We start from the raw sequence: 18417 nt of genomic DNA, 5'->3' as shown, positions 1-18417 counted from the left end.
GTCGGGAACTCCGCCGAACAGGGCCTCTTCGCCCTCCGCGTCCACGCGCAGCACATCCAGGCCTTCGACCGACGGCAGCCGGTGCGCGTCCCGTTCCGTCGTGACGACCGTCGTCGCCCCCGAGTCGGCCAGCATGTACGCGAGCCGCTCCGCCGGATAGTCCAGGTCGAGGGGCAGATAGGCGGCCCCCGACTTCAGGACGCCCAGCAGCGCCACCATCAGCTCCGCCGAGCGGGGTACGGCGACGGCGACGAACCGCTCCCGGCCCGCGCCCTCGGCCCGCAGCCTCGCGGCCAACTCCGAGGCTCGCGCGTCCAGTTCGGCGTAGGTGAGCGTGGTCGTACCGTCGTAGACGACAGCCGTGGCGTCGGGGGTACGCGCGACCTGCGCGCCGAACGCGGCGGCGAGCGTGGTGGCCGGAACCGGCCGGGTCTCCCCGGCCGGATGCGCGTCCGCCGACTCCTCCGGCGTCAGCAGGTCGAGGTCCGCGACGCGGGCGCCGGAGTCGTCCGCCAGCGCGTGCAGGATGAGGGTGAGCCGGTCGGCGAGGGACCGCACGGCGTCGGCGTCGAGACGGCGGGCGTGGTGTTTGAGGCGCAGGTCGAGGCGGCGGCCGGGCTTGACGATGAGGGCCAGCGGGTAGTGCACGGCGTCGTGGAAGGCGTGTCCGGTGACGGCGATCGTGCCGGTGGGGTCGGTGATGCCCGGGGCGCCCTCGCCGCCGGGGTAGTTCTCGAACACCACGAGGGTGTCGAAGAGTTCACCGTCGCCCGCGTGCCCGGTGGCGCGCTGGATGTCGGCGAGGCCGAGGTGCTGGTGGTCGAGAAGCGCGCTCTGCTCGTCCTGGAGCCGGTCGAGAAGGCCGCCCAGGGTGTCCCCCGGAGCCCAACGCAGCCGGGTGGGCAGGGTGTTGATGAACAGGCCGATCATCGACTCGATGCCGTCGACCGCGGCGTCACGTCCGGCGACCGTGGTGCCGAACAGCACGTCCTCGCGGCCCGTCGTACGACCGACGAGCAGACCCCAGGCGCCCTGGACGAGGGTGCCGAGGGTGACTCCGCGTTCGCGGGCACGGGCGGCGAGCCGGGAGGTGACCCGCTCGGTCAACTCGACGCGGATCTGGGCGGGTTCGACCGGTCCGGCGGGCGCGGGGGCCTCGACGAGTCGGGTGGGCTCGTCGACTCCGGTGAGCGCGGCGCTCCAAGCAGCTCGGGCTACTTCGCGGTCGGCGCCGGCGATACGCCGGAGGTAGCCGCGGTAGGGGGCGACTTCGGGCAGGGGGGTCGGGTTCTCGCCGTAGAGGGCGAGGAGTTCGCGGTGCAGGACCGGCAAGGACCAGCCGTCCGCGACGATGTGATGGAACGTCAGGACCAGGCGGCTGCGGTCCTCGCCGAAGCGGATGAGGGCGCAGCGGATCAGCGGCGGGCGGGCGAGGTCGAAGCGGTGGGCGCGTTCGTCGGCGGCGACTGCCTCGGCGAGGGCGCGGCGGACCGTGGTGTCGTCCTGCGCGGACAAGTCGACCTCGCGCCAGGGCAGTTCGAGGCCGGACGCGATGAGCTGGACCGGGCGGCCGTCGGGTGTCTGACGGAAGCAGGCGCGCAGCGGGGCGTGCCGGTCGACGAGCCGTTGCGCGGCCTCGCGCAGCAGGGTGCCGTCGACCGGTCCGGACAGCTCGATGACCTGCTGGACGACATACGCGTCGAGTTCGGCGCCGTCCACCAGCGCGTGGAAGAAGAAGCCCTGCTGGAGCGGTCCGAGAGGCAGTACCTCCTCGACGGTGACGGGGAACTCGCCCTGCACAGCCGCGAGTTCGTCATCGCTCAGCGTCTGCCACGGGGTGTTTTCCGTGAGGTCGGCGCTACCGGTGCGGGCGACCGTGGCGAGTTCGGCGACCGTACGGTGGCGGAAGACGTCGCGCGGAGTGAGTTCCAGGCCTGCCCGGCGGGCCAGGACGAGGAGTTGGACGGCGACGATGCTGTCGCCGCCGAGTGCGAAGAAGTCGTCGTCGACGCCGACCGAGGGCACCTTGAGCGCCCGTGCGTACAGGTCGCACAGAAGTTGCTCGCGGGCTGTCTCGGGCGCCCGGCCCGCGCTCGGCAGGCGGGTGAGGTCCGGGACGGGCAGCGCGGCGGCGTCGAGCTTGCCGCTCGGGGTGACGGGCAGCCGGTCCAGCGGCACGAACGCGGCCGGGACCATGTAGTCGGGCAGGTACTCGGTGGCGTGTGTCCGCAGGGTCGACATCAGGGCGTTGACGTTGCGGAACGGAGCGGGACGGTTGGTGAGCGGGTGACCGCCGCCGGGGCGGTAGTGGACTGGCGCCCGCCCGTCCCCCTCGGGCGCGAACACGGCGTCCAAACTGCCGTCCTCCGCACCCCCGTTCCAGGTCAGTGCCACGTCATAGCCGTGCCGCGCGGCGACCTCGTACAGGGCCTCAGGATCGACACCGTACGACCCGGCGGCCGGCCTGCTGCTGTCGTCGAGGGCGTCGAGCGCGGCGAGGTCGTCGGCGAGACGGGAGTTGGGGACACCGGTGATCCGCAACCGGTCCGGGCGGTCGGCGAGCCGCTCGTCCAGCGCCTGGACCGAACCCAGCGCGGGCCAGGGCGACTCGGGGATCTCCTCGGAGGCATCCGGCTGGGGTCGAAGGACAACGTCGTAGCGATAGCGGGTGAGTTCGTTGTGGTGCGTGCCGCGCTTGACGCGGATGTCGGCGCTGAGGCCGTCGAGGCTCGTGAAGTAGTCCGGGTCGACGAGGAGTTCGCCCTCCCAGGCGACCGCCCGGTCCACCGCGGCGCGCAGTGCTTCCTTGTCCGCGTCCGTCTCGTCTCCCTTGTCCCGTACCCGTCCGCTCTCGACGGCCGCGCTCAGGGTGCGGAGCAGTCGCAGGTTGCGTACGTCGCCGACGAACACCGCGCCACCGGGTGCGAGAAGGGCGGCCGCGTCACGCAGTACGCCCGTGAGGTAGTCCCCACCGGGAAAGTACTGGATGACGGAGTTCACGACGACCGTGTCGAAGTGGCCCTCGGGCAGACCGGAGAGGTCGTGCGCGGGACGGGCCAACAGGGTGACGCGGTCGGCGAGTTCGGGGACGGCGGACACCTGGGCGTTCAGGGCGCGTACGGCTTCCTCGGAGAGGTCGGTGCCCCAGTACTCGGCGCAGTCGGGGGCGAGCCGCGACAGCAACAGGCCTGAGCCGACACCGATTTCCAGCACGCGCCGGGGTCGTAGCGCACGGATGCGGTCGAGGGTGGCCTCGCGCCACTCGCGCATGTCGGCGAGCGGGATGGGCAGGCCGTCGTACATGCTGTTCCAGCCGGCGAAGTTCTCCTCGAAGCCGTCCGATCCGGCGGCGGAGTAGAGGAGTTCGTGCAGGTCCTTCCATTCGGCCACCCCCTCGTCGGGACTCGGCTCGGCGTCCAGTGAGGGCACGACGTAGGCGGCGAGGCGGCGTTCGCCGGGGCGGTCCTCGCGGACGACGACGGCGGCCTGGTCGACGGACGGGTGGGAGCGCAGGACGGACTCGATCTCGCCGGGCTCGATACGGAAGCCGCGGATCTTGACCTGGGTGTCGACGCGGCCGTGGAACTCCAGTCGGCCGTCCGCCTTCCAGCGGACCAAGTCCCCGGTGCGGTAGAGGCGTTCGCCGGGTGCGGCGGTCATGTCGGTGGGGGCGGCGACGAAGCGTTCGGCGGTGAGGGCGGGACGGCCGAGGTAGCCGCGGGCCAGGCCGGCGCCGCCGAGGTAGAGCTCTCCCGTGACACCGGCGGGGACCGGGCGCAGTCGGTCGTCGAGGACGTAGGCGCGGGTGCCGGGGTCGGGGATGCCGATGGGCACGATGGTGCCGGCCGGGGTGTCCGGGTCGCACAGGCCGAGGGTGGAGTTGGTGGTGGCCTCGGTCGGGCCGTAGGCGTTGAACATCATGCGGCCGCGCGCGTACCGGCCGACCAGTTCGGGCGAGACGCGCTCCGTGCCCGCCAACAGGGTTGCCTCGGGCGGGAGTTGGACGTCCTCCGGCATGGCGGCGAGCAGGGCCGGCGGCAGGATCATGAAGGTGATGCCGTGCTCGTCGGCGTAGTCCGCGAGGGGGGCGCCGGGGACGCGGCGGTCGGCGGGGACGACGACCAGGCGGCCGCCGGAGAGCAGCCCGAGGCACAGGTCCCAGAACGCGACGTCGAAGCTGGGCGAGGCGAACTGCAGGACCCGGCTGTGCGGGCCGATGCCGAAGCGTTCCTGCTGGGTGGCGACGAGTTTCGCGACGCCCGCGTGGGAGAGGACCGTGCCCTTGGGGCGGCCGGTGGAACCGGAGGTGTAGATCACGTAGGCCGCGTGCGCGGTCGTCAACTCGTCGGCGGTGGACGGACCTTGGGCCGGGTACGCGGCCAGCTCGGCGACCGTCTCGGGAGCGTCGAGCACCAGCGGGTCGAGGTCCGGCGGGAGGTCGGGGACGATCTCGGCGGTGGTGACGAGGCAGACCGGGCGGGCGTCGGCGAGCATGTACGCGATGCGGTCGGCCGGATAGTCGGTGTCGACCGGCAGATAGGCGGCGCCCGACTTCAGGACGGCGACCTCGGCGACGATCATGTCGGCCGAGCGCGGAACGGCGAGCGCGACAACCTGCTCGGGTCCGGCGCCGCGGGCCACCAGGGCGTGCGCCAACTTCGAGGCGCGGGCGTCGAGTTCGGCGTAGGTGAGGCGGACGTGCTCGTGGATGAGGGCGATCTCGTCCGGGCGAGCGGCGACCTGGTCGGCGAACATGCGGGGCCAGGTGAGCGCGGGCACGTCGTGCTCGGTGTCGTTCCAGCCGTGCAGGATGCGGTGCCGTTCGTCCGCGCCGAGGACTTCGAGGTCGGCGACCGGGGTCTCCGGGCGGGCGACGGCGTCGGCGAGGAGGGTGCCGTAGTGGCCGAGGATCAGGTCGACCGTGGGGGGCGAGAAGAGGTCGGTGCGGTAGTCCGCCGACACCTCGCCCTCGGTCACCGTGAGGGCGAGGTCCAGTGGGCCGGTCTCGTCCCAGGGGGCGGGGCCGAAGCCCGTGGCGCACAACAGGCCGCCGCCGCGGAAGGGTTCGGGGGCGAGCAGCCGTAGCAGATCGGTGGTCGGGAGGTGGTGCGCTACGGCCTCCTCGCGAACGGCCGCGATCTGGTCCCGGAGTTGGGTGAACGGGGTGTCGCCGTCGATCGTGACGCGGAGCGGGAGGCCCTCGTGGGCCACCGCCGTCTCGGTGGCCGTGGTGCCGCTGTAGCGGTGCAACAGGGCGACGAATGCGGTCAGTTGGGTGGCCTCGTCGGCCGTCACGGCGAAGGGGGCAGTGCGTCGCGTGCGGGACACCTCGCCCTCACCGCGCGGCTGACGGGGGAAGTCCAGCGGCAGGGACGTCTCCGGTATCGGTGACGCGAACCTCCGTCGCCAGAAGTCGTTCGTCGCCGTTGCCCGTGCGGAAGAAAGCGTGTTGCCCGCCACAGCTGCCCGTGCCTCCCCATGCGTATGGAACGGCTCAGCGGAGCCGCGACCGCTCGCATAGTAAGGTAAGCATTGCCTTACTTGATAGACCTCCCCCGGAAACACCGGCCCATGTCACAGCCACTGAGGTTATGCTCACCTAAGCTGCTGGCCGGGCTGCCCGGTGGTCCGCCAACAGGGCTCCAGAGCACGGAAGATGACCCGGAAGAGGACATGGAGACCGGCACGTGGCTTCAGGCAGAAGGCTTCGCACCACGGTGCTGGTGACGCTGATCGTCGCCCTCCTTGTCCTGCTGTCCCTGTTGTCGGTCGCCCTCGGCGCGCTCAGCGTCCCGCTCGACCAGGTCGTGCGCTCGGTCCTCGGCCATCCGCCCAGCCGTCTCGTCGACAACGTCATCTGGTCGGTGCGCGTGCCCCGCACGCTGCTCGGTCTGACGACGGGCGCCGCGCTCGGCCTGTCCGGCGCGCTGATGCAGGCCCTGACCCGAAATCCCCTCGCGGACCCGGGAATTCTCGGGGTGAGCGCGGGGGCGTCCTTCGCGATCGTCGTGGCGGTCGGGGTGTTCGGGGTGGCCTCGCTGTACGGCTACGTGTGGTTCGCGTTCGGCGGGGCGCTCGTCGCGAGTGTCGTGGTGTTCTTCCTGGGGCGGATGGGCCGATCCGGGGCCACCCCGGTCAAGCTGGCACTCGCCGGGGTCGCCATCACCTCGCTGCTCCAGTCGTTCACCAGCGCCATCGTCCTCACCGATCAGGACGCGCTGGACCGTTACCGCTTCTGGTCGGCCGGCACCCTCGCCGACCAGGACTCGGGCGAGCTGGTGCGCATCCTGCCCTTCCTCGCCGTGGGCGCGGTCCTTGCCCTGGCCTGCGCGCCCGCCCTCAACAGCATGGCCCTCGGCGACGACGTGGCCGCCTCCCTGGGACGGCGGCTGGGTCTGGTACGGCTCCAAGGAGTCACCGCCGTCGTGCTGTTGACCGGCGCGTCCGTCGCCGTCATCGGTCCCGTGGTCTTCCTCGGTCTGGTCGTCCCGCACATCGCGCGAGTGCTCGCCCAGTACGCCGGGATCGGCCCCGACTACCGCTGGCTGCTGCCTCTCTCGGCCGCGCTCGCGCCCCTCCTGCTGCTGTCCGCCGACATCCTGGGCCGGATGGTGGACCGCCCGACCGAGATCCAGGCCGGTGTCCTCGTCGCCTTCCTCGGCGGCCCGTTCTTCATCGTCCTGGTCCGCCGCCGGAAGCTCGCGGAGGTATGAGCGTGCCCGCACCCGTTGCCACTCCCCCGCGCGCCGCCCTCGCCGACCGGCCGTTCCGGCTGACCGTGCCCCCGGTGTCCGGCATACTGCGTCCCCGCCTGCTGCTCACGGGAGTTGGTGTCGCGCTCGGCGCGTTCCTGCTGTTCTGCTGGGGTCTGACCATCGGCGACTATCCGGTGGCATTCACGGATGTCATCCGGGCGCTGTGGGGTTCGGGCGACGCCGGCACGGTCATCGTCGTCCAGGATCTACGGCTGCCACGCGCCCTCGTCGGGCTGCTGGTCGGCATCGCGTTCGGGGTCTCCGGGGCCGTGTTCCAGACGATGACCCGCAACCCACTGGCCAGCCCCGACATGATCGGACTCACCGAAGGCGCCGGAACTGCCGTGGTCGCGGCGGTAGTTCTCGGCTGGACCGGCGGACTCGGCCTGTCCACCCTGGGGTTGCTCGGCGCCCTCGCCACCGCACTGCTCGTGTACGTGCTGGCGTGGAAGGGCGGGGCGACCGGGTACCGCATCATCCTCGTCGGCATCGGGGTGTCCTGGATCTGCTCCAGTGCCACCAACTTCCTTGTCGCGCGCGGCAATCGGTTCGAGGCGGAGGCGGCCCTCGGCTGGCTGGTCGGCAACCTCAACGGCCGGACCTGGAACCAGGTGGACTCCCTGGCCATCGCCCTGGCCGTACTGCTGCCGATCACGCTGGGCATGGGCCGCTGGATGCGCACGCTGATGCTCGGCGACGACGTGGCCGCCGGGCTCGGCACCCCCGTCCAACCCGTCCGGCTGGCACTGCTGTTGGCGGGAGTAGGCCTTGTCGCGTTCGGTACGGCGGCGGCCGGTCCGGTGGCGTTCGTCGCGCTGGCCTGCCCGCAGATCGCCCAGCGGCTGGCAGGCACCTCGTCGCCGCCCCCGCTCGTCTCCGGTCTCACCGGCGCGCTCGTCGTCCTCGGCTCCGATCTCCTCGCCCGCGAGGCGGTCCCGGGGACGGAACTGCCGGCCGGGATCGTCACCGGCGCCCTCGGCGCGCCGGTCCTGCTGTGGCTGCTCATCCGCGCCAACCGCGCGGGCTCTGGAGGCTGATCGCATGTCGACCCCTGACCCGCGTGTGCCGCGGACGTCCGAATCACCGGCCGCCGGGCCGGAGTTGCGGGCGCGTGATCTTCATCTCGCCTACGACGGACGGCCCGTGGTCGAGAACCTGAACCTCACGGTGCCGACCGGCCGGATCACGGCCATCGTCGGCGCCAACGCCTGCGGTAAATCAACCCTGTTGCGGGCGCTCGCCCGGCTACTCGCTCCGCGCCAGGGCGTGGTGGAGCTGGACGGCGTGGCGCTGCGGTCCGTGCCGACCCGTGAACTCGCCCGCAAACTGGGCATCTTGCCGCAGACGCCGGTGGCGCCGGAGGGGCTGACCGTCCTCGATCTGGTCGGCCGGGGCCGCTCCCCGCACCAGACCTGGTGGCGGCAGTGGTCGGCGGCCGACGAGGAGGCCGTGCACGCGGCCCTCGAAGCGACCAGCCTCACCGACCTCGCCGAGCGCCCCGTCGACGAACTCTCCGGCGGCCAGCGGCAGCGCGCGTGGATCGCCATGGCCGTCGCCCAGGGCACCCCGGTCCTGCTCCTCGACGAGCCGACGACCTATCTCGACCTCGCCCACCAGATCGACGTGCTCGACCTGATCACTGACCTCAACCGGCGCGAGGGCCGCACGGTCGTCATGGTGCTGCACGACCTCAACCAGGCCTGCCGGTACGCCGATCACGTCATCGCCATGAAGGCCGGCCGTATCGTCGCCGAGGGCGCGCCCGCCGACGTGGTCACCGAGGCGACCGTCGAGGACGTCTTCGACCTGCGCTGCCGGATCACGCCCGACCCGGTGAGCGGCACGCCGTTGGTGATCCCGCTGGGGCGGCACCACCACGACGGCGCCCCCCGGACCGAGACGTCCGAGCAGACCGAGGACGCCGTCACTACGCGGTGAGGGCCGCGCCGCGGGCAGCCAGGGGTAGCCGGTCGCAGAAATGCGACACTCCGGTGGGCAAGTGTCACATTTCTCGAACCGCCACCCCCACTCCGCCCTACCGACAGCGTCCGCCGGTCGGCGCGAGTAGGTCCGCTCAGGGCCGGGACGTCAAGTACCCGCCCATCGTGCGGAAGTAGTCACCGGCGGCGTGCTCGGTGCCGTCGTCCGTGCGCACCCGGCGCACCAACAGGCCCCGGCCGCGCCCGGTGTGGGCCTCGGGGCCCGCCACGATGACCACGCCGTCGCCCTCGCGGATGAAGATCCGGCCCGGGGTGCCGCCGTAGCGTCCCTCCGAGACGGCCGCGGAGACGATCCTGAGCCGCTCGCCGCGGTGGAAGGCGTACGCGTTCGGGTACGGGTCGGACTGGGCCCGTACGAGTCGCTCCAGGCGTTCCGCGGGCCAGCTCCAGTCGATACGGCTGTCCTCGGCCGAGCGCTTGTGGAAGAAGCTGGCGCGACTGCGGTCCTGCGGGACCCACTGGCCGGCGTCGCGGCCGGAGGCGATCAGGTCGAGCGACTCGCGCACGATGGGCGCGATGAGGTCGACGGTCCGGTGGAACAGGTCGGTCGCCGTGTCGGTGGGCCCGACCGGCACCGAGCGCTGGATCAGGACGTCCCCGGCGTCGAGTTCGCCGTTCATGCGGTGCGCGGTGACGCCGACGCGCGGCTCGTCGTTCAGGAGCGCCCAGATGATCGGCGAGAAGCCCGCGTACGACGGCAGCAGCGAGTCGTGGATGTTGAGGGTGCCGTGCGGCGGGAGGTCGAACAGCTCGGGCGGCAGCCAGGTGCGCCAGTTGTTGGCGACGATGATGTCCGGCCGTGCCTCCCGTACGACGTCGAGGAGTTCGGCGTCGTCGGGGCGGTTGCGCAGCAGGACGGGGACGTCGTTCTTCTCGGCGAGTTCGGCGACGCTGTCGTCCCAGATCTTCTCGTAGGCATGCTCGCTTTTCGGGTGGGTGACGACGAGGACGACCTCGTGGTCGGAGTCCAGCAACGCTTGTAGCGTGCGGTGACCCCAGGTCTGATAGCCGAGCATGACGACCCGCATGACGGTCCTTCCCTTCAACGACTCATTGCAAGGTAAGCCTTACCTTATCTAGCATTGGGCTGCCTGAGGGAGGCGATGCCACGGTGAAGTCACCGCTACTGGATTCCGAAGTGGTCCACGACATACTCGGAATCGGATTCGGTCCGTCAAATCTCGCTCTGTCCATAGCGGTTGAGGAGCACAACAGGAGCCTTCCGGCAGACAGCCGTCTCAACGCCCTGTTCCTGGAACGCCAGCCGCGCTTCGGCTGGCACCGGGGCATGCTGATCGACGACGCCACGATGCAGGTGTCGTTCCTCAAAGACCTGGTCACGATGCGGAATCCGACCAGCGACTACAGTTTCCTCTGCTTCCTGCGCGAGCAGGGCAGACTGATCGACTTCCTGAACCAGAAGACCCTGTTCCCGCTGCGCGTCGAGTTCCACGAGTACTTCGAGTGGGCGGCCGAACGGGTCTCCCACCTGGTCTCCTACGGCAGCGAGGTCGTCGCCGTCGACCCGGTGCGCGGCGACGACGGCGAGATCGCCTCCTTCGACGTCACCAGCCACGACCCTTCGGGTTCCGGTACGACGATCACCCGCCGGGCGCGCAACATCAGTGTCGCGATGGGACTTGAGCCGCACGTGCCGCCGGGTCTCGAACTGGCCGAACGCATCTGGCACAACAGCGAGTTGATCCCCCGCGCGACCCGACTCGCCGACGAGGGCAGGCCCGTGCGGCGGGCCGTGGTGCTCGGCGCCGGACAGAGCGCCGCCGAGGCGGTGGACTATCTGCATCGCACCTTCCCGGACGCCGAGGTGTGCTCGGTGTTCGCCAAGTACGGCTACACCCCGGCCGACGACAGCCCGTTCGCGAACCGCATCTTCGACCCGGAGGCGGTGGACGTCTACTTCTCGGCCCCGTCCGAGGTCAAGCAGTCACTCATCGACTACCACCGCTCGACCAACTACTCCGTGGTCGACATGGAGTTGATCGAGGCCCTGTACGCCACCGCGTACCGGGAGAAGGTGGCCGGACGGGAGCGGCTGCGCTTCCTCAACGTCTCCCGGATCCGCGCCGTCGACCCCGCGACGGACGGCGGTCTCGACGTCGCCGTGGAGTTCCTGCCCACCGGCGAGAAGCAGGTGCTGTCCGCCGATGTGCTGGTGCTCGCCACCGGTTACCGCCCCCGTGACCTGAGTTCGCTCCTCGGCGAGGCGGCGAAGCTCTGCCTGAGGGACGACGGCGACGAGATCCGCGTGGGCCGCGACCACCGGGTCGAGACGGTCCCCGAAGTCACCGCGGGCCTCTACCTCCAGGGCGGCACCGAGCACACGCACGGGCTGACCAGCACGCTGCTGTCGACGGTCGCGGTGCGGGCGGAGGAGATCCACCGGTCGGTCCAGGCGGCGAAGTTGCCCGTCTGACGCCACCCCGACTCCCCGGGCCCGGAGGGTACGGTCCCTTCCGGGCCCGGGGTTTTTCCGTGCCAGGGCGGGGCTCTACACGTCCGGGGAAGGGTTCTATACGCGGGGGGGGCGCAGCCCAGGCCGGTCGCCGGTCGCCGGTCGCCGGTCGCCGGTCGCCGGTCGCCGGTCGCCGGTCGCCGGTCGCCGGTCGCCGGTCGCCGGTCGCCGGTCGCCGGTCGCCGGTCGCCGGGGAGGGTGCCCTACTGCTCGCCGCAGGTCAACTCGCGGGCAAATCAGCGGTGTTGGGAGCCGGCTCTCTCCCCGGTGCCGGGGCCGGGTCCGCCGAACACGTCCGCCACGCCCCGCACGGTCCTGACCGCCCCGCAGGTCGCCGCGATCCAGTCCACGGCCATCCGGTGGTCGTCGGGCGCGCGGTCGGCCACCGCGTCCGCGACGACGAACGGCTCCATGTCCTGCATCCACGCGTCGGCCGCCGTCAGCAGCACCTGGGTGCGGGCGAACACCCCGACGACCACCGGCTGGTCGCGCCCCAACTCCGCGAGTCTGCGCCGCAGTCGGGTACCGGCGAAGGCGCTGAACCGCTTCGCCACCAGCACGCTGTCGCCGACCTGCGGGCGGATCGCGTCCACGACGTCACGGGAGTCCTCGCCGCCGGGCAGGCGTGGATGCCCGAAGCTGGTCTCCCGGCCGTCCGGTTCCCGCTCGGCGGTCTTGAGGGTGTACAGGACGGGAATCCCCGCGGCCCGCGCGGACTCCGTCAACAGGCCGACTCCGGCGAGGAGTTCACCGACCGGCGCGGAGGACTCCCGCAGGACGTGCAGGAAGTGGTTCTGCACGTTCAGGACCACCAGCGCCGCGCGGCCTGGGTCGATGGCCCAGCCCGTCCGGTCCGGGGGCAGCGCGGCGGAATCGGGCATGACGTACGGGACCATGTCGGATGACGGCATACGCGTCGGCCTCTCACCGCTCGCCGGACGTCGTGGAGAGACGTCGCGGGGTTGTGTCGCGGGGTTACGTCGTGGGGTTACATTGTGGGGTTGGGGAACACGGGACCGGGACCGGACCGGCTCAGCGAGGCCCGTGTGTCCAGCGGCCGTTGGTCATCGTGGCGTGGACGGGCATCGCGCGCAGGATGTCCGGGCCGGCGTCCAGCGGGTCCGCGTCGACGACCACCAGGTCGGCCGGGTCACCGACCCTGATGAGCCGGCGTCCGCGGGCCGCGGCGACCAGCGCGTCGGGGACGGACAGGCGTTGCTCCGGGTGCCAGGCGGGGCGTTCGTCGACGGTGCGGTTGACGGCCGACGCGATGGCGAGCCAGGGGTCGAGCGGCGAGACCGGGGCGTCCGAACCGAACTCCAGCCGCGCTCCGGCGGCGAGCAGGTCGCCGTAGGGAAAGGCGCGTTCGGTGCGTCCGGCCCAGTGCCGGTCCGCCACGTCGCGGTCGTCCGTCGCGTGCCGGGGCTGCACGCCCGCCATGACCCCCAACTGGGCGAAACGCGGCAGGTCTTGGGGGCTGAGCAACTGCGCGTGCTCGATCCGGCCGCGGCAGCGCACCGCCTCGAAGGCGTCCAGGGCAACGGTGTTGGCACGGTCGCCGATGGCGTGCACGGCTGGTTCGATGCCGTGTGCGGCGGCGTGCCGCATGAGCCGTACGAGCTCGTCGGGCGCCGTCTCCTCGATGCCGTGGGCGCCGTCCGTTCCCTCAAGTCCCGGGTAGGGGTCGCGGCACAGGGCGGTTCGGGTGTTGAGCGAACCGTCCGTGAAGAGCTTCAGCGGCCCGACCTGGACCAGGCTCCCGTCGGCGCCAACCTCGGCCCCGGTCCGCAGCCCGCGCTTGACCGCGGCGTCCAGGTGACTCGGATACACCGCGGCCGACACCCGTACGGCGGGCCGGAAGCGGGCCGAACGCCGTTCCCAGTCCGCGACCGTGTCGCCGTACTGGAAGTCGATGACACCGCTGACCCCGCGCGCGGCGGCGGCCCGGCAGGCCTCCTCGATCCATCCGTCGACCACGTCGACCGGTGCGGCGGGCAGGGCCGACAGCACCTCGTGCGCCTCGTGCTCCCGGATCAGGCCGGTAGGGTGGTCGCCCCGCCCGACGAGGGCGAGGCAGGCGGAGTTGAGCCACGCGGCATGCAGATCGGCACTGACCAGAGCGACCGGCCGATCGGGCAGCACCGCGTCCAGCAGCGCCTTGTGCGGGGCATCGGCCCACAGCCCGTCCCGGAACCCGTACCCGTAGAGCACCGAGCCGTCGGCCGCCCCGGCCCGCTCCCGGACGAGGTCGGCGACGGCCCGCGCGGACCCGGTACCGGCCAGGTCGAGCCGGTGCCGGGCGCTCGCCCACTCGGCCAGATGGACATGAGCGTCCCAGAGGCCGGGCAGCACCACCCGTCCGTCCAGATCGAGTTGACGCCCACCACCGGCCTCGACGCCCGAGCCCGCGTCCGGCTCCGGTACGACGTGAGTGATCCGGCCGTCGGCCACCCGCACCCGGGCGAGCGGCCCACCGGCACCGAGCCGCACCCGGGTGAGGATCAGGGCGCTTGGGTTGTCCGCCATAAGGGCCTCCAGGGGAATGCCGAGGCATTCCTCCAACGATTCCACCAAGTTAAGTAAGGCTTACCTTACCTTGCGGATCGCGCCCTTCGCTGCCCACTCCGCTCACTTCACGTCGACACTCGTCCGCACCCGCAGATCCCCCGCCGAGGCCCCCACCCACACAGCCCGCCGCCCGCTTCCGAGCACCCACGCGTGCCGCTTCGCGTCCCACGACGACAAGGTACGCGCATCGACGTGCACGGTGACCCGCCGCCGCTCCCCGCCCCGCAGCGCGAGTCGCCGATAGCCACCCAACACCCGTACCGCCTGGTCGAGTCGGAGGTCCGGCGAGCGGCCGACGTACACCTGCGGCACCGCGACACCGTCCCGTCGGCCGGTGTTGCGGACCGTGAAGGTCACATCGAGCCCGTGCCCGTTCCACCGCGCGGAGGCGTCCTCGTAGGAGAAGGAGGTGTACGAGAGTCCGTGCCCGAAGGGATAGAGCGGCCGGACGCCTTCCGCGTCGTACCAGCGGTAGCCGACGTGGATGCCCTCCGAGTACTCCTCGACGCCGTTCACGCCGGGGTAGCGGTGGGGGTCGCCCGCGACCGGGTGGTGGGCGTCGTCGACCGGGAAGGACTGGGTGAGGCGGCCGCCGGGGTCGCAGTCGCCGAACAGGACGGCGGTCGTGGCGGCGGCGCCCTCCTGGCCGGGGTAGTACATCTGGAGGACCGCGCCGGTGCGGGCCAGCCACGGCATCGACGTGGACGACGAGGTGTTGAGGACCACCGTGGTGCGCGGGTTCGCGGCCGTGACCGCGCCGATCAACTCGGCCTGATTGCCCGGGAGTTCGATGGTGGTGCGGTCCAGGCCCTCGGTGGCGTCCTCGTAGGCGAACAGGACGACACCGCGGGCGGCGCGCGCGGCGGTGACCGCCTCGGCGACGTCCTGGGCGCGGGTCCCGCCGGTGATGCGCCGCAGCCGGAACAGGAGTCCGGCGTCGCCGCCCTCGGCCGTGATCTTCAGAGTGTGGGCACCCTTGGCGAGGGTGAGGGTCTTGCGGCGGACGGAGAGGCCGTCGGGGTCGACCGAGACCAGGCCGCCGGAGAAGTACTCGCCGTATCCCGCCGCGAGGGGGAACAACTCCTCGCCGTCCAGGAGGACTTTGGGGCGTGCGGTCGGGGCCGAGGAGAAGTGCAGGACGAACGTCCACTCGTCGGACTCGGTCACGGCGAGCGAGCCGTCGTACTCCCAGGTCTTGCCCGCGTCCACCCGCCGGCCCTCGCTGTCGAAGGCGGGCGTGAGCGAGGAGGCGGGGATGGCCTTGCCGAACAGGTCCTCGCCGAGCGCGTAGGTGACCCGGGTCCGGGAACCGGCCCGCGCCCTGATCGCGTCGAGCGGACTGTCCGCGCGGTCCGGCACGACATGCGCGCTGCCGCCGCCACTGACGAAGGGCAGGGTGCCGGTCGGGCCGATCACCGCGATGGTGCCGCCGCCGGTCAGCGGGAGGGTGCGGTGCTCGTTGCGGAGCAAGGTGGCGCCCGCCTTCGCCACCTCCAGGGCTACGGCCGCGCCTGCCTTCGCGTCGCGGGCCGGGCGCGGCGGCACGCTGCCGTCGAGCAGCCCGAACCGGTCCATGACGCCGAGGATCCGGCGCACCGCGCGGTCGACGTACAGCTCGGGCAGACTGCCGTTCTGTACGGCCGACTTGAGAGGCGTGCCGAAGTAGGTCCCGTCCGGCATCTCCATGTCGAGGCCGGCCGTGATCGCGGCGACGGTGCTGTGCGCGGCGAACCAGTCGGTCATCACCCAGCCCTCGAAGCCCCATTGACCGCGCAGGACGTCGGTGAGGAGGGTCTTGTTCTCGCAGGCGAAGGTGCCGTTGACCTTGTTGTACGCGCCCATCACCGCGCCGGTGCCCGCGCCGACGGCCGCCTCGAAACCGCGCAACTCGATCTCGTGCATGGTCTGTTCGTCGACCCGCACGTCGATGGAGTTGCGGTCCTTCTCCTGGTTGTTCATCGCGAAGTGCTTGACGGTCGCGATGAGTCCCTCGCCCTGGATGCCCTTGATCTCGGCGGCGACCAGATCACCGGCGAGCAGCGGATCCTCGCTGAGCGTCTCGAAGTTGCGGCCCGCGTACGGGGTGCGGATGAGGTTGACCATCGGCGACAGCAGGACGTCCTGGCCCAGCGCGCGACCCTCGCGGCCGACGACCTGGCCGTAGCGGCGGGCGAGTTCGGGGTCGAAGGCGGAGGCGAGCAGGACGGGCGCCGGGAGGGCGGTGGCGTGTGCGGTGACACGGACGCCGGCCGGTCCGTCGGTGAGCCGTAGCGGCGGGATCTTCAGACGCGGGACGCCGGGGATGTAACCGGCCTGGCCGAGCGAGGCCGGGTCGGTGGCGCCGTGCAGGAGGGAGATCTTCTCGTCGAGGGTGAGCTTGGCCAGGAGTCCTTCGACGCGGGGACCGGCCCCCGCCTCGGGTCTGGCCTGCGCGTACGCGTGCGACGGGGAGACGAGTCCGGTGGTGGCCGCGCTGGCGACGGCGATCGCGCCGCCCAGCAGACGCAGGGCGGATCGCCGGGACACGGTGTCGGTCATGAGCCGTCACTCCTTCGGTGTGCGGGCACGACGTTGTGGACCGCTGGTGCGCCTCGATGCCCTGGACTGTCTTCGGTATCCGTCCGTGTTCGGTATCTGAACGCACCATGCGCGAACACCGACTTGACGACCCGTTGGACACCACTGGCGCGGCGGGAAAACTATGACCGCCACTGACTCGTGTCAATAACATGCACAGGAATCAGCCGCGAGCCCACAAGAACCGAAGGCTGAGAAGGGTGCGGGGCCGCCCGGATCGGGGCGGCCCCGCGGTTCAACGAAGGGACGGGAGGAGGGCGTTGACGGTGTCCGCAACAGCCGAAACGACCGTCGTCAGAGGCTGCGCGGCCTCGCCGGCACCGCCCGACGGCTCGGGTTCCGGCGCGGGCTCGTCGCAGCAGGCGACCTGCGCGGCGCGGGGTGCGTACTGCGGCTGGTCCTGTTGCGGAAGGTTCGAGAGAGGAGGCGGCGGTACGTCACCCTGGGGCGCGCCCCCGGGAGGCGCGGGCGCGTCCGGTGCGCCGTTCCCCGGCACTTCGCCCTTCCCCGTCCCCTTACCCTCGCTCTTTCCGGTCGGGTCGCCCAGTTTCACCCGCGCGTCGGCCGCGGATTCCAGCGCCCACCGCTGCCCGGCGGACCCGTCCCGGTCCGTCACCACGACCCGCGCCCCGGCCTTCACGCTCACCGGCGCCACGGCCAGCCCCTGGCTCCAGCGGAGCAGGAACTCGCCGCGCACCGTCAGGTCGTAGTGCACCTCGCCCGCGTGCACCAGGCAGCCGGCCAAAGTGACCGTGTGGGCGTCGGTGTCGGCGTCGAGGCAGAGCCCCGGGTCGGTGAGGCTGCGCAGCAGGCCGTCCTGGTCGTACGACCACTGCTGTGACCCGGCGGTCGAGCAGGCCGCCATGGTGACGGCGGCGCCGGACCGCACCCGGCCGCCCGGGATGTCGAGGCACAGGCCGGAGGCGAGGCTGCGCAGGACGCCCTGCTGGACGACTCCCCCGACTCCCCCGTCGGCACCGGCTGCCGACGCGGAGGCCGCGGAACCGTCCGACGAGGGTGCGCCGACAGGGCTCGGGCGGGTCGAACTGCCACTGGGCGCGCCCCAAGTGACGTGCGGACCAGGCGTGTTGTCCCCTTCGGTCCATCCCTTGGTGGCGAGCACGGTCGCGAGCAGGGCGAGGGAGGTCAGGCCCACGCCCACGAGCGCGACCTTGGGATGCCTGCGCGGAAAGGCCAACCGGCTCTCCGGCGTGGGGCGGTGACGGCCCATCGGACGGCGGGCGGCGCGGGCCGCGGACTCGGGGGTCGCACGGCCGAGCCGTGAGTCGAGGTAGCGGCGGGCGCCCCACCCGAGGACGGTCTCGGCGAGCAGCACTTCGAGGCCGCCGTCGAAATGGCTCAACTGCTCTGCCGCGAAACGGCAGTAGCGGCACGTCATCAGATGCCGTTGCACATCGGGCAACAGGCCGCCGCCGCGGCGGATCGGGACGTCGAGGAGTCGGTTGTAGTGGCGGCATTCCGGGGTCGGCGCGAGTTCCCGGTGGGCGCGCGCACAGCCCTGCCTGAATTGTTCACGTGCCTGATCCAGCGCGGCGGTCGCGGTGACCTCGTCCACGCCCAGCAGACCGGCCGGTACGGATATGTGTTCGGCCTCGACCTCGGAGTGCCACAGCAGGCATTGGGAGGCACCGGACAGCTCCCCGAAAGCGCGCTCGGCGAGCTTCCGCCTTTCGGAGGTGCCGGGCCTCGCCGCGCGTAGACCTCGGGCGCCAGTAGGTTTACGAAGTTCCGGCAGCACCGCGGAAATTCGCTCCTCCGCCGCCCACTTCTTCACCATCTCCCGTACCGTCACGAGGAGTTGGGGACGCAGGGCGCCGCCGGTGGCGCGCCCCGCCAGTACCTGGTGGAAGGCCGCGCCGGCCACCATGGACGCCGGACTCCCGGCAGTGGCGAGGCAGATGACCGCATATTCGCTTGTCGCCTGCCAGTGCCGTGCCAGCAGCAGTGCCACGGCACGGGTGCCCGCCTCCTTATCGCCGAGTTGCGCCACGAGATTACGGTCGGACTCCCCCGGGGTCGATCC

The 18417-nt window shown here is 71.7% G+C and carries 10 protein-coding genes; 4 read left to right on the top strand and 6 right to left on the bottom strand.

Annotated features, from left to right (window positions below; all coding sequences use genetic code 11):
- Window positions 1-5460 (bottom strand): amino acid adenylation domain-containing protein (locus AC31A1_RS26355; RefSeq protein ID WP_489655705.1); only part of this gene is annotated, 5460 nt, incomplete at its 3' end.
- A gap of 227 nt (window positions 5461-5687) precedes the next feature.
- On the opposite strand from AC31A1_RS26355, the gene AC31A1_RS26350 reads away from it, so the two are divergent.
- From AC31A1_RS26350 to AC31A1_RS26340, 3 genes are read left to right on the top strand one after another with little or no spacing between them, the layout of a single operon-like run.
- Entirely contained in the window at window positions 5688-6713 is a 1026-nt protein-coding gene (locus AC31A1_RS26350; protein WP_489655704.1) for a FecCD family ABC transporter permease, read from the top strand.
- On the top strand, window positions 6710-7792 hold the full coding sequence (locus tag AC31A1_RS26345; protein ID WP_489655703.1) for a FecCD family ABC transporter permease: 1083 nt from the start codon (window positions 6710-6712) through the stop codon (window positions 7790-7792). Before AC31A1_RS26350 ends, AC31A1_RS26345 begins: the two co-directional genes overlap by 4 nt.
- A 4-nt stretch (window positions 7793-7796) precedes the next feature.
- Window positions 7797-8693, top strand: a complete 897-nt coding sequence (locus AC31A1_RS26340) for an ABC transporter ATP-binding protein (RefSeq protein ID WP_489655702.1) — start codon at window positions 7797-7799, stop codon at window positions 8691-8693.
- A gap of 136 nt (window positions 8694-8829) precedes the next feature.
- On the opposite strand, the gene AC31A1_RS26335 is transcribed toward AC31A1_RS26340, so the two are convergent.
- Window positions 8830-9783 carry a methionyl-tRNA formyltransferase gene (locus AC31A1_RS26335; RefSeq protein ID WP_489655701.1) on the bottom strand — a complete coding sequence of 318 codons (954 nt, stop codon included), beginning with the start codon at window positions 9781-9783 and terminating at the stop codon, window positions 8830-8832.
- 83 nt (window positions 9784-9866) lie between these two features.
- On the opposite strand from AC31A1_RS26335, the gene AC31A1_RS26330 reads away from it, so the two are divergent.
- Complete coding sequence (locus AC31A1_RS26330) at window positions 9867-11189, top strand: lysine N(6)-hydroxylase/L-ornithine N(5)-oxygenase family protein (protein WP_489655700.1); 1323 nt, start codon at window positions 9867-9869, stop codon at window positions 11187-11189.
- Window positions 11190-11464: 275 nt separating this feature from the next.
- On the opposite strand, the gene AC31A1_RS26325 is transcribed toward AC31A1_RS26330, so the two are convergent.
- From AC31A1_RS26325 to AC31A1_RS26310, 4 genes are all read right to left on the bottom strand, one after another.
- Complete coding sequence (locus tag AC31A1_RS26325; protein ID WP_489655699.1) at window positions 11465-12139, bottom strand: isochorismatase family protein; 675 nt, start codon at window positions 12137-12139, stop codon at window positions 11465-11467.
- Window positions 12140-12260: 121 nt separating this feature from the next.
- A complete protein-coding gene (locus AC31A1_RS26320; RefSeq protein ID WP_489655698.1) occupies window positions 12261-13754 on the bottom strand; it encodes an amidohydrolase in 1494 nt (497 codons plus the stop codon).
- A gap of 102 nt (window positions 13755-13856) precedes the next feature.
- Window positions 13857-16334 (bottom strand): beta-glucosidase family protein, encoded by a 2478-nt coding sequence (locus AC31A1_RS26315; protein WP_489655697.1) that lies wholly within the window; start codon window positions 16332-16334, stop codon window positions 13857-13859.
- Between the two features lie 274 nt (window positions 16335-16608).
- On the bottom strand, window positions 16609-18384 hold the full coding sequence (locus AC31A1_RS26310; protein ID WP_489655706.1) for an RICIN domain-containing protein: 1776 nt from the start codon (window positions 18382-18384) through the stop codon (window positions 16609-16611).
- Window positions 18385-18417 lie beyond the last annotated feature (33 nt).

The organism is Streptomyces sp. P5F9 (assembly GCF_057961495.1).
Note: the sequence above shows the minus strand (reverse complement) of the source record. Positions and strands in the feature narration are given on the sequence as shown.